The organism is Nitrospira sp. (assembly GCA_029194665.1).
Classification (GTDB): domain Bacteria; phylum Nitrospirota; class Nitrospiria; order Nitrospirales; family Nitrospiraceae; genus Nitrospira_D.
On sequence record JARFXO010000005.1, the window covers coordinates 242,806 to 258,851 of the forward strand.

12 protein-coding genes are annotated in these 16,046 nt (G+C 54.8%); 10 read left to right on the forward strand and 2 right to left on the reverse strand.

Annotated features, from left to right (window positions below; genetic code table 11):
- Positions 1-5: 5 nt before the first annotated feature.
- Complete coding sequence (locus P0119_17170; GenBank protein MDF0667783.1) at positions 6-272, reverse strand: hypothetical protein; 267 nt, start codon at positions 270-272, stop codon at positions 6-8.
- A gap of 921 nt (positions 273-1,193) precedes the next feature.
- Between P0119_17170 and P0119_17175 the strand changes: the two genes are divergently transcribed.
- The gene (locus P0119_17175; protein MDF0667784.1) at positions 1,194-2,378 is read left to right on the forward strand and encodes an ATP-binding protein; all 1,185 of its coding nucleotides are present in this window, start codon (positions 1,194-1,196) and stop codon (positions 2,376-2,378) included.
- A 297-nt stretch (positions 2,379-2,675) separates the two neighbouring features.
- Here the strand turns inward: P0119_17175 and P0119_17180 are convergent, their stop codons facing one another.
- Positions 2,676-2,882, reverse strand: coding sequence for a DUF2281 domain-containing protein (locus P0119_17180; GenBank protein MDF0667785.1), 207 nt, complete (start codon positions 2,880-2,882; stop codon positions 2,676-2,678).
- Positions 2,883-3,475: 593 nt separating this feature from the next.
- Between P0119_17180 and P0119_17185 the strand changes: the two genes are divergently transcribed.
- The 9 genes from P0119_17185 to P0119_17225 all read left to right on the forward strand — a co-directional run bounded on the left by P0119_17185 (position 3,476) and on the right by P0119_17225 (position 16,039).
- The gene (locus tag P0119_17185) at positions 3,476-3,820 is read left to right on the forward strand and encodes a hypothetical protein (GenBank protein MDF0667786.1); all 345 of its coding nucleotides are present in this window, start codon (positions 3,476-3,478) and stop codon (positions 3,818-3,820) included.
- A complete protein-coding gene (locus tag P0119_17190; GenBank protein MDF0667787.1) occupies positions 3,780-4,310 on the forward strand; it encodes a DUF72 domain-containing protein in 531 nt (176 codons plus the stop codon). The genes P0119_17185 and P0119_17190 overlap by 41 nt, the downstream gene beginning before the upstream one ends.
- 472 nt (positions 4,311-4,782) lie before the next feature.
- Positions 4,783-7,368, forward strand: coding sequence for a CHAT domain-containing protein (locus tag P0119_17195; protein MDF0667788.1), 2,586 nt, complete (start codon positions 4,783-4,785; stop codon positions 7,366-7,368).
- Positions 7,369-7,398: 30 nt separating this feature from the next.
- Entirely contained in the window at positions 7,399-8,763 is a 1,365-nt protein-coding gene (locus P0119_17200; GenBank protein ID MDF0667789.1) for a hypothetical protein, read from the forward strand.
- Between the two features lie 51 nt (positions 8,764-8,814).
- Positions 8,815-9,003 carry a hypothetical protein gene (locus tag P0119_17205; protein MDF0667790.1) on the forward strand — a complete coding sequence of 63 codons (189 nt, stop codon included), beginning with the start codon at positions 8,815-8,817 and terminating at the stop codon, positions 9,001-9,003.
- A 19-nt stretch (positions 9,004-9,022) separates the two neighbouring features.
- The gene (locus P0119_17210) at positions 9,023-10,240 is read left to right on the forward strand and encodes a ThiF family adenylyltransferase (protein ID MDF0667791.1); all 1,218 of its coding nucleotides are present in this window, start codon (positions 9,023-9,025) and stop codon (positions 10,238-10,240) included.
- A 946-nt stretch (positions 10,241-11,186) separates the two neighbouring features.
- Positions 11,187-11,624, forward strand: a complete 438-nt coding sequence (locus tag P0119_17215; protein MDF0667792.1) for a hypothetical protein — start codon at positions 11,187-11,189, stop codon at positions 11,622-11,624.
- 407 nt (positions 11,625-12,031) lie between these two features.
- Positions 12,032-14,488 (forward strand): AAA family ATPase, encoded by a 2,457-nt coding sequence (locus tag P0119_17220; GenBank protein ID MDF0667793.1) that lies wholly within the window; start codon positions 12,032-12,034, stop codon positions 14,486-14,488.
- Positions 14,489-15,508: 1,020 nt separating this feature from the next.
- Positions 15,509-16,039 (forward strand): DUF4112 domain-containing protein, encoded by a 531-nt coding sequence (locus P0119_17225; protein MDF0667794.1) that lies wholly within the window; start codon positions 15,509-15,511, stop codon positions 16,037-16,039.
- The last annotated feature ends 7 nt before the right edge of the window (positions 16,040-16,046 follow it).

A 16,046-nucleotide genomic window follows, 5' to 3' on the forward strand; every position in this document is an offset into this window, starting at 1 on the left:
CTGTGTCAAGCGCTCCGCTTCGACGGCCGCATGTGAGTGACAACCGAGTCAACGATCTCGCTCAGTTCATCAGCCGAGTTGACGACGTGCGAGCACGACAGCCAGCGGTCGAACTCCTCTCGCTTCACCAGGATTTTTCCTTCAATCCGGTAGTGAGGGAGCGGATGGAGGCGATCCACGAGGCGATCCCTCAGCCAGCGAACCGAGCAGGACGAGTAGGCCGCCAGTGCCTTGAGATCGAAATGCCCTGGCTCGAAAAGGTCACCCAGCATCACAGCCCCTTGTCGAGATCGTTGAATCGCCTGTCATCCGGTGAGTGGTGCATGTGCTACCGAGTTTCTTTCCGCCACACGAGCGCTGCTGTGCCGTCATGCTGTTCGCCTAATACAGGAGACGCAGAAAGCGTGTGGCACCGTGGCACTTATGAGATGGTCCAGAATTTTTGACCATACCGAAAAAGTAGGGGAGGCCGGGTGAGTGGCTTCGGCAGCTACGCATCTGAGACACCGCGTCCGGAGACGCCGTGCCAGCTCGGCGCACCGTCGTGTCGCGCAACGCGGCTCGACCGTGCGTCGCCCATCAGGGGGTGTGGCACGCCCGTAGCAACCGCGCCACCGCGGACGGTGTCACGGATGCAGTCGTGTGTGGCCACAGATTCAGAAGATGTGTTGCGCCCCCAGCGTCGGTGAGGGGCGCAACACGATGTTGAGAAGAGGTCGGTGTGTGAGTCCACTCTGTGAGGCCGTTCCTACATCGGACAGGTCTTCAGAGAGAGTCGCGGAGGAGCTGAAAGGAAAAGAGCGGATGGCAACACACTGTTCATCAGTAACATGCTTCACGAGAAAGCACGGTTGGCTTTCTCCAATAGTACCTTTACGGGTGGAGTCTGATCATGACGACAGCACGAGAGACGATTCTTGTGACGTAAGACGGAGACGCAGGCCACAGGACGATCTCATCCCACGTCTGAGTATCGCCAACCTGCTGCGACAATGGGATACGGTTGCGACCTGTTTCACGAAGCACGTTACAAACTGGTCCAGGCGCACGTGATCGTGTATGCTGTGCACCTTTGGTTTCGCAGATTTCTTGATGGTACGTGAAGGTCTTCAGGTTAGGTCAGCACCGGCATTTATACCAAGTTTACCAATTTATACTTGAAATCAGGTATAACCAGGTATAAATTCCTATACATGGACCCCATCAAAAATCCCTTTTCACCCGGGGCTGGATCGCCTCCCCCTGAACTGGTAGGGCGTGACCCAATCCTCGAACAAGCACGCATTCTCCTGGGTCGCATCAAGGCGAAGCGGCCTGAAAAAAGTATGCTGCTCACCGGGTTGCGGGGAGTCGGCAAGACGGTGTTGCTGAACGAAATCGAGCGACTAGCCAAAGCAGACGGATATCGGACACTTTCCATTGAGGCACACGAGGACAAGCCACTTGGGCCACTGATTGCGCCACATCTGCGAACCCTGCTGTACGATCTGAATCGAGTGACTGGAGCAGGGAATAAGGTCAAACGAGGGTTAGCCGTGCTCCGGAGTTTTGTGAGCGCACTGAAGGTCACGGTCGGGGATGTGAGTGTCGGCCTGGATATTGAGCCCGAGAAAGGCACGGCTGATAGCGGTGACCTGGAGATTGATCTTCCGAACCTCTTTGTCGCCGTCGCCGAAGCGGCCGAGGAACGGGCGAGCGCCGTCGCGGTTCTCATCGATGAACTGCAGTACTTCAACCCAACGGAACTGGCTGCAGTCATCATGGCGATGCACAAGGTACAGCAACGGCAACTCCCGCTAGTGTTGCTGGGAGCCGGTCTCTCCATCCTCCCGGGCCTGGCCGGGGAGTCGAAATCCTATGCCGAGCGGCTCTTCAGCTTCCCGGATATTGGCGCCCTGTCAGAGGATGACACGGCAAAGGCACTCCAAGAGCCAGCTCGCGCCGCAGGGGTCTCATTCGAGCCGAAAGCCCTGAAGGAAGTGTTTCGACTCACGAAGGGGTACCCGTACTTTCTTCAGGAGTGGGGCTACCAGGCGTGGAATCTCGCGACGTCGAGTCCAATCAGTCTGGAGGTCGTCAAGAACGCGACGACGACGGTCATGCCGCGACTGGACAAAAACTTTTTCCGCGTGCGCTTTGACCGGCTCACGCCGAGTGAAAAGAATTTCTTACGAGCCATGGCCGAACTCGGGCCTGGGGCTCATCGCACGGGCGACATCGCCGATATCTTGAAAGTGAAGGTCACGAGTCTCGGGCCGGTCCGCGCGAAATTGATCAGGAAAGGGATGGTCTTCAGTCCGGCACATGGCGACATGGCCTTCACGGTGCCCTTGTTCGATGAGTTTATGATGCGAGCGATGCCCGCCTTCAGACCGTGAGGCAGAACGGCATCCCCCACTCGGTTTGCGTCTCATTGAGTCCTGCGCCCTCCACCTCATGTGACCTTGTACGGAAGTGCCAGTTGTCACCAGAGCGAGGAGCTGGACGACCTCCTGCGAGTCTTTCACCTCTACCTCACCCACGGAGAGGAGAGAGGGTTGGCGACTGGTAACCGCCATGATCGGGAGATCGGGGTGGGCCTGATGATAGGCCGGGCTGCTGACCACGACGGCGGGGCGGCGTTTGATGGCGGACTGGTCCGTGAAGGGAAAGGGACTCAGACCACATCCCCAACGTCAGAACCGGTCATAGTCGGCGTCAGCGGGGTTGTCCCAAACCCGTGCGAAGGCGGCGGTGGCGAGGTCGCCGGCGGCCTGCGTCAGACTCCGCGTTTCGGCCTGACGGTGGGCAAGAAAATCCACGAAGTCTTCCACCTCGGCTACACGTTCTGGAGGAAGATGCCGAAGTTTCTGAAGAATCGTCTGTTCATACGCCGTTGTCATCTGTGTCGCTCCAACTAGGCGTCAGCCTACAGATCCCAGTCCCAAAGATCAATTCTTCCTCCCTTGCGCGCTAGACCCGCCGAGTCAGTGCTTTGACGATCCCGTTAGTACTGCGTTTTGCACATATTTGACGGATTTTATGAGGTGGGGGAAGAGCCTAGGATCTCTTTCTTCTTTCCTTTCTTCTTATCCTTTTTTAAGAGGTTGGCGGGATATGGCTTTTGCCCGTAGTTGTCTTACATTATGGGTTTGTTGTATTGTTGTTTCCATGCTCTTAGCGCTCCCGATCCTGGGCTACTCAGGACTCTCTCCGATGCCCAGATTCCGACACCGGTGGGTGAGGAGGGCAGGGTGTTGTTTCAACTGAGGTTGGTGTAGGTGAGCTGATGGGGCAGACGGTAGAACGGATGACCACAGTCACGGTGGATCTGGGGTAACTGAAAGCACCCTGGCAGGCCTGGTGTCAGGCCCACGGGATCACCCCGAGCCATGCCCTGCGGAACGCCCTTTGACAGGCCATGGACCGGAGAGCGACACGGGCTCCTCTGCCTAGGAGTCGCGTCTCGCCCAAGCAAGAACGAGCGATCGCTCGCATGGAAGTGCATCTCACGACATCGGAATTAGCGGCCTTGAAGCGGATGGCCAGTCACGAAGGCTATGTGCCGACGAAATGGGTGGTGGCGATGATCCGCACCAAGTTGACCGGACAGCCGCAGGTCGGACAGCCTGAATTGGAGACATTGGCCCGCTCGAATCAGCAACTCCTCGCCTTGAGACGAAACTTGAACCAGATTGCGAAAGTCCTAAATACTGCCCCTCAGAACCGGACCGCTTTTCGAGTCGAGGTCATCACCGAACTCTCGCGCGTGATCCAGGCCCATACGAAGAAGGTGTCCGATGTCTTACGCGGGACCGTGGAGCACTGGCATCTCCAATGACCCCACCAACCAGCCAGATCGACGAGAAATATCGAGCGAGGAGTTCTGCTCACGACTGGATTCCTTCTTTAGCCAACTGCCAACGGACTATCGCTACGCGGTTGAAATCCGGAATGCAGGTTTGCTGGGTCCGGACTATCGGAAAGTCCTGGAGCATCATGGTGTCGCCCATGTATACAACCACTGGTCCTACATGCCGTCGTTACGTGAGCAGCATGAACGGATGGAGGAGCATTTCACGGCGCCGTTTACAGTCCTGCGCCTCCTGGCGCCGCTCAAGATGTCCTATGAATCGGCGAAGAAACGAGCGGAGCCGTACACAAAGATAGTGGAAGAACTTCCAGAGATGCGGCGAGACACCGTGGACCTGGTGAAGAAGGCGGTGGGAGAGCTACGAAAGGCGTATATTTTGGTGAATAACCGCAGCGAAGGGAATGCACCTTTGACGATTCAAGCTCTACGGAATGCGTTGCAGGCCGCGGAGACGTGAGCGTTGCCTATTTACATTTGGCTTGTCTTGCCAGCGGAAATAGGAGCTGATCGCAGACCGTCGTCATTAGAGGGCTGGTAACCTGGCATGAGGTGGCCGCCTAGCCCCTGGCTTGTCCTACGCTCCTATTCTGATTTGGATTACCCTGTATCTGATTGGATCCATCTCCTGTATCCATTTTGATACCTCGTTTGTTCTCGGATCGGTATCTGAGCCTTCATCGTTGTGAGGGCGTGAGATGGAGATTCCTCTACCCAACGCGAAAGATTCTCATAAGCAAGGGTATCTATCACATCAACGCTATAGGGACTGTTTGTTAAGTGGTGCCTATCTCATCGTAGTACCAGTGAGCATACAACTTGCTACGGTTGCTTCTATGTATGATTGAGCATAAGGTCAATCAAAAGGATGAACCCTGAACTTAATCAATAGCCCTCATCCAAAAAAATCGAGTGTAAATCAAGAAACCAACATGGATAAGAAGCTTAAATCTATCCTTGCACTTGGACAGCTTCAGGCGGAGACCTACACGCTGTTTGGTCATGCTGAGAATGTGAAAGCAACAGGTGAATATACGACGGCTCATGCAATCTACCAAAAGTACCTCGCACACAGCCGCAGCTATCTGCAGGCGCAGATCGAGTTCAACTGCAGGTTCCCTGAGATTCCGTTCGACATCACTCCGACTGCCCAGACACTTGTCAATGGATTGATGGTGGACGCTGACCTTGCACAATCACTCGGCGAGCGCGAGCAGGCTGCCAGTCTTCGTGCCGAAGCACTAGAAGTATCGCAAGCGCACCTCGGGCGCAGAGGAACTGCGGAAACGGAGCGTTCACGAGCGGCTGCCCTTACGCTCGAGGGCAGATTCAACGAGGCTATCGTGGCACTCATGGGGGCACGCGATGTCGTCATGAGCACTGGAGACAACCTTGCACTGGCCCGAGTGACAATCGATCTCGCAGATGTTCTGCAGTGGCTCGGCGATCTTCAGAGAGCCAGCGAGGAGATTGACCACGCGGCGTCGATTATCGCACCGCTCGTTGGCGATAGCGAGCCGACCCAGCAGGACATTATTTCTGGCGCCTTGTCATCGGCTCAGAGCATCATGGCTGGGCGGGGGGATCCGGGCGATGCGATGCGTGCTGCTAACCTTTATAGAGCCAAAGTAGAGATCACGTATTATCGAGGGCTGATCTCGCGCGCGCTTGGTGAATGGGACAAAGCGGAACGTTGCTTCAACCAGGTTCTCCATGAATATCGGCAACTCGGCACGGGTGAGGCGATAGAATGGCAACTTGCTCGAGTCAAAGTCGGTCGAGGCGAACATCGCGACGCACTCAAAGAATTTTTTCGCATCGAGCCACAGTTTGAACGTGGCGCACTTCGTCCGAAGTGGGGAGTCCTCAAACGAGCGCAGGCGGAATGTCTGAACGCACTGGGTGATCACGCTGAAGCAATAGGGCTCCTTGGCAAAAGCATTGAGGATCTCACCCACAAACACTTTGATCCGGATGCCCTCTGGCGGTCGCAGCAGCTTCAAGCAACCATTTGGAAAGCGCAAGGCGAATCGACATTAGCTCTTCGTGCATACCACGAGGCCATAGCGACGATCAGTAGCCTGCGCCGCGCACCGCTAGGCTATCGGCTCGATAGCACTTATCTCGCCGACAAGCGGTCGGTCTATTCGCAAGCCATTGCTGCTGCACTGCAGGCAGACGCACCTGCTGACTGTTGCCGCTTCATTGAAAATCTTAAATCTCGTACTCTCACCGCAATATTGAGCATCCCACGAGCAAAGAATGAGCAGCGGGGCAACTTGGAAAGTGCGTTCGATGAGCTGACAGCGCGGCTTGACGCGCTAGAGTATCAGGCCTACCGCGATGGGTGGAGGACGGAGCTACGCTCTGCATACCGCGACCTGATGCGACAGCGTAAAGACCTCATCGAGCGGATACGGATCAGCGATACGCGTTGGCGTAATCTGTCCCAGCCTATTGCACTCGATGTAGGAGCGATTGTGGCAACGCTGTCGAAGCGATCCCAAGCCGCTCTCACTTTGTACTATGATGCGCCGGAGCTCGTATCGGTCCTCATATATGATGGTGAGATTCGCGCCAAACGGATCATGCTCGCACCGGAGATCCCGAGCAAGCTTGCTGATTATGCCCGGAATCTCCAAAAGCCAAACCCTGATCCCTTCAAGCACGACTTTTCAGTTGAGTATGCGATTGATGCAGAGAATCTGATTCCACCTGATTTACTAGAGCGAGCGCTCGCGGCCAGATCTTTGGTAGTGATTCCGCATGGTCTCCTTCACCTGGTTCCCTGGGGGATGTTGATGCATCAGGGGGCGCGATTGTTCGAGCGCGTGCCCGTCGGTATCCTTCCCAATCTGACTGTCCTTCAGCGTGACGGACAGGTGAGTCGACCGCAGCTCGCCGGACTAGTTGGCGTCCCAGCTTATCCTGATTTCGAAAGCCTTCAAGATCTACCGAGTATTCAAGAGGAGATTGAAACGATCCGCTCAGTGTACAAAGCCGCCAATATCCCCGTGCGAGGCCCACTGCTCGGCGAAGGTGCGACTGAAGATGCTTTCTGGAACTTGGTTCGTGGAGTAACTGGACGCGGAAATCTTCTCCACGTTTCCTGCCATGGCGTAATATTGCCTAATGAGCCAATGGGATCGGGGCTGCTGTTAGCCGATGCGAAGCTCGATGCCGCAGAAGTGGCGCGCAACCAACTGCCATTTGACGAAGTCATACTCAGCGCATGCAGCACTGGTTGGCGGCCAAACCAGGTTGGTGATGTCATATTGACTGCGGATGAAATACTCGGGATCCCGGCGGGATTCCTGGAGGCGGGTGCAAGAACGGTTCTGGTGAGCATCCCTAAAGCGGAAGCGCGTGCGGCATTAATGTTAACAACGTATTACCACCAGCAACGGGCATCCAGCATTCCACCGATTATGGCCTTCCAAGCTGCACAAAGACACATGTTGGAGCGAAGCGTGCCCTCCAGTACCTGGGCAGGTTTCGCCCTGTACAGCGACGTTTGAGACAGAGAGGACCTCAAAATGGGTTCACCGATGAACGATGTTATCGTGCTGCTACCCGGTATTATGGGGAGCGCCCTAGCAAAAGGAGGACACCCCGTATGGGATCTTTCGCCAGGAGCGATCGGCCGCGCGGTGTTCTCGTTGGGAAGTAGCATAGATATTCTGAAACTGACGAGTGATGCATCGACCGGGGATGGTGTCACTGCGACTCGGGTATTGCCAGATGCTCATATCGTTCCGTTCTGGTGGAAGATAGATGGCTATGCTGATGTTGTTAAATTCATCAGGTCGAAGTTCGATGTCGCGCCAGGCGAGAATTTCGTTGAGTTTCCGTACGATTGGCGTCTCGACAATAGCATCTCGGCTCAACGGCTGGCGGAAGTGGCGATGAACCGACTGGAGAGCTGGCGGACATTGCATCCAAGTGCCCAACTCATTCTCATTGGTCACTCCATGGGAGGATTGGTGGCTCGCTACTTCCTAGAGGTGCTTGGCGGGTGGCGCCACACGAAAATGCTAGTTACTCTCGGGACGCCGCACCGTGGCTCAGTCAAGGCGCTCGACTTTCTCGCCAACGGTTTGCGAAAGAAGATCGGCCCAGTAACGCTAATTGAACTCACTGCGCTCATTCAGTCTTTTCCTTCCGCGTACCAGCTTCTCCCAATCTATCCATGCGTAGGCGAGGAGGAACACGAGTTGCAAGCACTCGAACACCTGAATATCAAGACCTTGGGTAGCCTTGACATGGAACGTGCACGCGAGGGAATCGCATTCCACAGAAAAATCGAAAGATGCATAAAAGTCAATGAGCGTGACCCGATGTACATAGCATCTCGCTATAGGCTACTTCCGGTGGTCGGCACGTACCAACCCACCTTTCAGAGCGCCCTCTTGACCGATGATGGAGTGAGGCCGCTCTATACATACAAGGGGCAGACAATGCTAGACGGTGACGGCACGGTGCCGCGGCTATCGGCGACTCCCATTGAGCTGAGTAAGTCGAAGGTCGAGACCTTTGTCGCCTGTCCGCACGCTAGCCTTCAAAACTTTGATCCTGTGCGAGTACAGTTACGTGCCGCGCTTGAGGATGTCGACATAAGCGAGTTGAAGGCGGTTGGGCCTGAAGCAATCAGTATCGATCTACTGGACGCGTACTCGACCGGGGAAAGCTTCTGCGTCCGGGCGCGGTGCGAGTCCTCCGAAGGCCCCATGCAGGCAGTACTAACTAACTTGGAGACTTCTGTGACAACCGAGCACGAGTTCGATGCACGCGTTTCTAAAGATGGCTGGCAGGAACTTTGGGTTCCGTCACTGCAGCCCGGGGCCTACCGCATCCGAGTGGCTGCAGACGACAACGCGGAGCCAATCGAGGATTTGTTCGTAGTGCTCGAATAGGAACTTTGTTGAAACGCTATTCTTCTTTTCTACCGACGTATGGAGAAAACCATGACTAATAGAGACCCAAATGCAGTCGGTAAAGCTTTGCAGACTATGGCCAAGGGGCAACAGGACGCTGAAGAACTAGTTTACGACCCTCATTCGGGCACGCTGGAAGTGGCTAGGAAGGGTGAAGTCATAGAAGATCGAGATCGGGTGCCAGCTACTGTGATGGCACGGGAAGGGTTCTTTTGCTGAATTAAGAGAGAGGATCAAAATGCAGGCCCTGCAGCCTAAGGCGATCTTGTTCTGCCATGAGATCGAAGCTTTGCAGATATCTGGCTGTTCTTCCGGAGTGGGAGTTGCTCACCTCCGAGATGAACAGGAAGGTATCCCGGAAGTTATTCATCTCTCGCTGGCGGAGTCAATTTCGTACATTTCGGACAAACGTAGGTTGCCGCTCGAGTGGTATTTAAAGTGTCGCAATGGCGAGGAACAAGCAAGCCGAATGTTACTTCCTCACGCGACCGTCTTGATCGATACGGAATCTTCTCCAGCAAGAGCGCGCTGTGTCCTTCGCCTGAGTGCAAGCCAGACGGTCGACTGTACCGTTGAAATCGTGCAGACTGGCGCTCAAGCTTTTACGCGAAACGCACCCATTCTTGAGACAGGTACTCTAGCTCACACTACAGTGCTCTGCATTGGCCTTGGCAGTGGCGGTTCGGCTGTCATCGACCAGCTAGCGCGCTCTGGAGTCGGACGCTTCATCCTCTGGGATATGGACCGGATCGAAGCTCACAACGTAGGGCGGCATGTGTGTACGCTGCGTGATTTGGGAAGGAGGAAAGTCTTCGCAGTTCGGGACCACATACTTGCCATCAATCCAATGGCCAAAGTCGATTGTTTTCATAAAGATGTACTACAGCAGCCAAATTTGGCTGGTGAACTCGACCAAGTCGTAATGGAGGCCGACTGTGTCATCGTGGGAACCGACAACAACGCCTCCCGTTTTGCCATCAACGACTCAGCCTGGCGCAGCCAAAAGACCGCACTGTACGGGAGAGCATTTACACGAGCCTCGGGTGGTGACGTGATTCAAGTAATTCCGCCTGAATCGCCGTGTTACTCCTGCCACGTTGGGGGACGCATTGTAACGGAGGAGATTTCATCAACTCGAGACGTCGTTCGTGTGGCCTATGCTGATAAAAGTGTACCCATCGAGCCCGGACTTATCATCGATATCCAGCCGATCGCTAATATGATCGCGCGTCTATGCCTGCTCCGACTTTGCGAAAAGTTCGACTCTTCATTAAAGAGTTTCGCTAGCGAAATGACGGCTCCACTCTATTTGTGGGCTAACCGCAGAGAGGATCAGTTTGTGAGGTGGCAACCGATGGAGCGCTCCTACGATAGGCTATCAGTTCTACGCTGGTACGCTATTTCTGTTCCCCGAGATAAGGAGTGTCCAACATGCGGGAACTTTGGCGCAGCTTAGGTTACCGAGGAACCAAGGATACCGAGGGCCTCGACACACCGACAAAGGAGTTTCGCAAGGTCATAATCTACAAGTCCGAAGCGGACCGTTTGGCTTTGCTCGCTCTTCAGTATCTCGAAACGGAGACCGGTGGAGATCTTTTTGGATATTGGACTCACACTGGGTCGCCGATCGTTTCGTATGTGATCGGTCCTGGACGGCAAAGCAAGCATAATCGGACGAGCTTTTACCAGGACGAGAACTATCTCCGTGATGTCGGGACCGAACTTTACGATCAACATGGGCTTCAGCACATCGGTGAATGGCACTCCCACCACCGCCTAGGCTTGAACCGACCTAGTCAGGGCGATATGGATACCGTGCGTTCAGGCATGAGCCAGAAACACTGGTCTCGTTTCTTATTGTTAATTACGACCGTCGAAGGCGAGAACATAGGGATGGTCCTCCAAAACTACTTTCTTTTTTCAGATAGCGCCAGGGACCCCGACCCTCTACGGATTTTCAGTCTGCCAGGTGTGAGCCCGTTTCGGAGATCTGGAGATGACGCTCGAGAGGAAGAACTTCGTCGTGATAGCGAGATATTTTGGCGACCCGGCCCCTTTACTCCTGGGACGCGGCGATTGGCAGACGAAGTTTTCAAGAGCACGTGGTTCACAAGTGCCGAAGGAAAGGCACTCCTCGTGCGAATCGCCAAACAATTCGCATCGGCCGGTATAAGCTGCCGAATGATTCCAACAGATGACGGACAAACCCTAAAGTTGGAGTTGCCAGATGCTACGCTTGTTCTTGGCTCGCAGTTTCCAAACGAGCCACCGCAGTGGATAGCCTCTAAGCAGCCCAGCAACTATCCACCCTGGTCACCGGGCGTGGAACTGGTGGATTGGTACATAACAACAAAACAGAAGTATGCTTTCGGAAACTGTGGTCAAGAAAGGAAATGATCGGCATGGAAGCGAAGACGAGGCTCGAAAATGAAAAGCAGGCACTGAGAAGATACTTCCCCAAGTTCAAGATTCAGGATCCCGATGGACTCAAAGCCGGCGTGATCGGTCGTATGGTCTCCAATAGTGGGAAGGAATATGTTGTCTGGCTCTCGTTAGAGGGTTTTCCCAACAAAGCGCCGAAGATGTACATAATTTCCCCTGATCCCTTATTGGCTTGTGATGGTAGGCCACTAGCAAGCCTCGCAATGAGTTCCAGGATGCATTTGCTTCAGCCCGATGATCATGGGCATCCACAGATATGTCATTATAACGATCAGTTTTGGCACCCTAAGGTGGCGCTCTATAAGATACTAATGAAGGCTCGTATATGGCTAGAAGCTTACGAGCAACACTTAATCCATGGTGACCCGATCGACACATACTTGTCACATATGCAATGACGATTTATGAATGAATTGGAATTTCTCATGTGGTTCTTTTTACTGCCCATATGTCTTGCTGTAATCGTTGTTGTGCTAAAGGTCGCTTTCTGGTTTTGGTTCATATACCGCGTTGGCCGGGGCGCGGGCCAGGTTGTTCAACTTTACAATCAAGCCGTTGAATCTTGGTTCGTCCAGATTGCACGTGCCATTCAGGAGGGGCAGCGGCAGGACGCGATCATCGCGCTGCAGCGTCAAGCGGTTGCGGAGATCCACCACCTACCCCGTCACGAGCGAAGAGTACACCAACAGAGACTATCCGACGTCATGTCCGAGAGAGTCAGGTTGAATACCAGGACTGGCGAGTGGGAGGAGGAGTCACAAGCATCCAACCTTGTGCAAGGCTAGCGATGCATGGAGGCGAACCATTGAAGCAACTTGCCATGGAGGGCAATCGCGCTTTCTCACTTGGCCTCAACAATGTGAACTTCCGGGTTGAGCGCATCTCGAACAATCGCATAGGGGGCGCAAGCGGCACACTCATGGTCAAGTTGTGGGCACTCCAATCACCGTTCGAGGGGGGGAAGCTGAACGGTTATATCGTGGGAGTTAGAAAATTACAGCCTCTGAATGGGGGTGACTCGATTCGCGACCTCAATGTAACTGTCACTGCGGAAACCATACCGAACGGCTACTACTATCCCATCTTGACCCTTGAGGAGCGTGACTCTGATTCACCGAATGGTTGGTATATCATGGATTTACATGCGTTTGATAAACCCGCCTTTTTCGGGAAGCGGCTAATAGCGAAAGGCATGCGCCTCCAGTCTTCTTCTGCGGTGGAGGTTAGTCTTTCAGAAATCAGCAACCAGACAAGAGAAGCCACGGGTCTACTTAGAGTAAGCGTGTGGGCGACGAGCGAACCCTATAGCGGTGGTGCAATCACCGGGTTTAGGCTCGGAAGTGAGGAGCTTGGCACGCTGGCGGGCGGAAAGAGCTATCGCGACCTCGCCTGGAGGCTAGATCGCACGCCCGTAACCGAGACGGCAAAGTTTGCTGTCCTCCTCTTGGAAGAAAAGCGAATGGACGAGCAGAAATCTTGGCACCTGCAAGACTACTGTAGCGTGGGCATGACGCCCATCGTTACGCCACTCGAAAATGAATTCGCGCAATCTAAACGGCCCCTGGCTGCTGCGCAGGCTGCGAGCGCCGCCGCCTCTCCAACTACTCGCGCGGAGCCAGAAATCAAGGAGGAAGATATCATTGGTCAGGGACGCGCCAAGGCTGCCTTGCACGAGATCATAGCGTTCGCAGCTGTCAACGAAGAACGTCGCCGTCGAGGTCTCAGCGTGCCACGATTGACGCTGCATGCGGCCTTCATGGGCAGTCCTGGTACTGGCAAAACAACCTTCGCACGCTTTTATGCACAGCAGATCCGAGCGCTGGGGTTGCTCCAATGTGGCCACCTTATTGAGGTCTCGCGTTCCGATCTCGTAGCAGAGTATATGGGGCAGACAGCTGTGAAGACTGCGAAAGCTATTGAGTCTGCGCTTGGCGGCGTGCTCTTTATCGACGAGGCGTATGCTCTCAAACAGCACAAGGAGGACGGGTACGGAGACGAGTGTATCGATACACTCGTCAAGAAGATGGAAGATCATAGGGACGAGCTGGTTATAATCTTCGCCGGCTACAGTGCAGAGATGCGGGAATTCCTTCGGCAGAACACGGGGCTTGAGAGCCGTGTTCCAAACGTGATTGAATTCGAAGACTTTGATGACACCGATCTCGGAATGATCCTTGACTCGTTCTGCAAGCGGGAAAGAGTCTCGCTTCCGACAGAATTGCGTGATCACGTCGTGGAGCAAATTGCAGCGCGGCGGCATGGACGCACATTCGGTAACGCGCGCGACGTGCGCAACATTTTTGAACGAGCCCTGGCGAGGCAGGCCGTTCGCCTCGGCGAGAGAGATCTCAAAGCGGTCACAGGTGAGGAACTCTCGCGGTTTGAGCTTTCCGACTTCAAACCCGACTCCGAAGACAATGCATCTAAGCCGCATGAGCGAATTATTGCCAGCGGCAGTGCCTTGGAGCAACTGCTCGGCCTTGTGGGGCTTGCGAACATAAAGCGTGATGTGCGTGAAACGACAGCACTAATTCGCGTCGAGCGTGTGCGACACCGCGGTCGCGGACTGTCTGCATTCGGCCTACATCGCTTGTACGCCGGAGCGCCCGGTACAGGAAAGAGAACGGTTGCACGTCTTTTCGCCGTATTCCTGCGCGAAAGTGGCCTTCTAGCACGTGGCCATATCATCGAGGTCTCTCGCGCGGATTTGATAGCGGGTTATGTGGGACAGACTTCACTGAAGACGCGGGAGCGGGTGGAGGAGGCGATGGGCGGCGTCCTCTACGTTGACGACGCGCCCTCGCTCTGGAGGCATAAGGAGAAATACGACATAGACGCCATTGAAGCTATCATTGATGCTGCCGAGGCCCATCGCGATAAGGTGGTGGTCATCCTGGCGGGTGACATCATTGAGTTGAACGGCATGTTTGAACAAGACCCACGACTGCGACGTGTGTTTCCGACACCAGTAGAGTTTAATTCCCCCAGCACGGACGAACTGCTCGAGATTGGTTGTCAAATGGCGGCAGCAAGTGGCGACCGACTCGATGCCCTTGCCCGTTCAGAACTTCGAACCCAGATAGATGTCGCACGAGCGGGTATCGTGCGATTCGCCAATGGCAACGCGGTTCGAGATTTATTGGAGCGAGCGTACAAACGCCGTGCGCTCCGGTTAGAGAAACTGGGTGACCTGTCCAGCCTTACCCCGAGCCTCTTGCACGCTCTGGAACGCGAAGACTTTGTGTCAAGTAGGGACACGTAGCCCGCGATTACGACGAAAGGAATCCTGCGAGAATTGGTCCTGGACATTACGAGTGCCATAGCCAGGCAATAGGCGTCGTTCGCCGATTCGGGCAAAACTGCAGGCAAAGGACCGATGAGCGAGTAGTGTCTGAATAGGCGAAGTGCTCGGAACCGAGCGCCCTCGATTCCAACGTCGGAGCTCCTGACGCGGAAGCCGGTAGGCCCAATGTGGGCCCATCCAAGCAGCGACCGATGGCTTGTCGCTTCCGTAACCACGTTTCCTCCTTGATCGTAGCAGGCCGTCGTCGCAAAAAAAAGGACTGATTCCTTCAACGGCCTCAGTCAGAGCGTGAAGTACGCCTGAATCCGCTCGTGTTAGGCGCGCAACGCGTTCATGAACTACGCAAGCTTGTCGGTGCTGGCGATAGTGCGACGACAGAGAACGGCGAGACGAGTGCTCATGAGTCATCTCCCTTGGATGAAGGGGAGTCTTGATGGTCTGATTCCTGGTTGCAACCGGTTGCAGATTTGCGGATTTCTTGCCCGGTTTTGCCGTGATTTGCCGAGCTATCTTGTTGATATTGTTGATGTGACGATGGATCCGGTTCAATTCGAAACCCGTCATCCACCCCAACACGCTTCGAGTTTCCAATCACTGCTGGTCTCATTGACGCGCGGCAGAATTGCGGCGAGCCTGAAAGCCAACTGCACGCGGGAGTGGACCTGGCACTCATACGCGAATTCAAAGAAACGGTGGCGGTAGGGGGCCACCGAGTCCCTTGATTTCGAGAAGCCCTTTTCAGCGAAGCTCTCAATGCCTACTTGGCCGGCGAGGAAGGTCAGGGGAAGGCCATGCTTCGGGATTTCATCAACGCCACCAGCGGAGTCGAAGAACTGGGCGCCACCCTGCAGGTACCAAGCAAGAGCTTACACTGCATGCTTTCATCTACTTATCCCATTGTCCGCTCATCTTCTCGCCCTGTTGCCGTTACCCATCCCTTCCGATAGAGTGAGCCTGCGGAGTCTGGGAGCTTGCTAAATGGAATTCAGCTCGGCGCGGGGTACAGAGTCGGAGCCTCGCGTCACCGTATTGCCACGCGATGAGGCGCGGGAGCATTTGCTCGCGATCGCGGATATTCTGGCCAAGGCGCTGGACACGACGGTCAAGATTCCCGGTACGTCGTGGTACCTCGGGTTGGATCCGCTGTTAGGACTCATTCCTGGCATTGGCGACGTCCTGGCCAATCTCATTGGAACGATCATCCTTGGGCTGGCCACGCGTTTACAACTTCCCCGGATTGTGCTGGCCCGCATGAGTCTCAATCTCTTGATCAATGGCGCGGTCGGGGCAGTCCCGTTTGTGGGAGATATTTTCTCGATCTGGTTCCGGAGTCATGCGAGAAATGCCGCGCTGCTTCGCGAGGCTGCGATGAAACCGGATCGTGAGACTCGCACTGATTGGTTCTACGTGGCTGGAATCATCGGAGGCACGGCAGCCCTCTTGATAGCGACAATTGCTTTCGTGGTCTGGCTGGTCGTCAAATTCTGGAGGATGATTGCGGGTGGATAGGAAAGGG

What these genes read in the sequence shown, in the direction of transcription:
- P0119_17170 (MDF0667783.1), bottom strand. Translation starts at nt 272, where the DNA reads ATGCTGGGTGACCTTTTCGAGCCAGGGCATTTCGATCTCAAGGCACTG.
- P0119_17175 (MDF0667784.1), top strand. Translation starts at nt 1,194, where the DNA reads ATGGACCCCATCAAAAATCCCTTTTCACCCGGGGCTGGATCGCCTCCC.
- P0119_17180 (MDF0667785.1), bottom strand. Translation starts at nt 2,882, where the DNA reads ATGACAACGGCGTATGAACAGACGATTCTTCAGAAACTTCGGCATCTT.
- P0119_17185 (MDF0667786.1), top strand. Translation starts at nt 3,476, where the DNA reads ATGGAAGTGCATCTCACGACATCGGAATTAGCGGCCTTGAAGCGGATG.
- P0119_17190 (MDF0667787.1), top strand. Translation starts at nt 3,780, where the DNA reads ATGTCTTACGCGGGACCGTGGAGCACTGGCATCTCCAATGACCCCACC.
- P0119_17195 (MDF0667788.1), top strand. Translation starts at nt 4,783, where the DNA reads ATGGATAAGAAGCTTAAATCTATCCTTGCACTTGGACAGCTTCAGGCG.
- P0119_17200 (MDF0667789.1), top strand. Translation starts at nt 7,399, where the DNA reads ATGAACGATGTTATCGTGCTGCTACCCGGTATTATGGGGAGCGCCCTA.
- P0119_17205 (MDF0667790.1), top strand. Translation starts at nt 8,815, where the DNA reads ATGACTAATAGAGACCCAAATGCAGTCGGTAAAGCTTTGCAGACTATG.
- P0119_17210 (MDF0667791.1), top strand. Translation starts at nt 9,023, where the DNA reads ATGCAGGCCCTGCAGCCTAAGGCGATCTTGTTCTGCCATGAGATCGAA.
- P0119_17215 (MDF0667792.1), top strand. Translation starts at nt 11,187, where the DNA reads ATGGAAGCGAAGACGAGGCTCGAAAATGAAAAGCAGGCACTGAGAAGA.
- P0119_17225 (MDF0667794.1), top strand. Translation starts at nt 15,509, where the DNA reads ATGGAATTCAGCTCGGCGCGGGGTACAGAGTCGGAGCCTCGCGTCACC.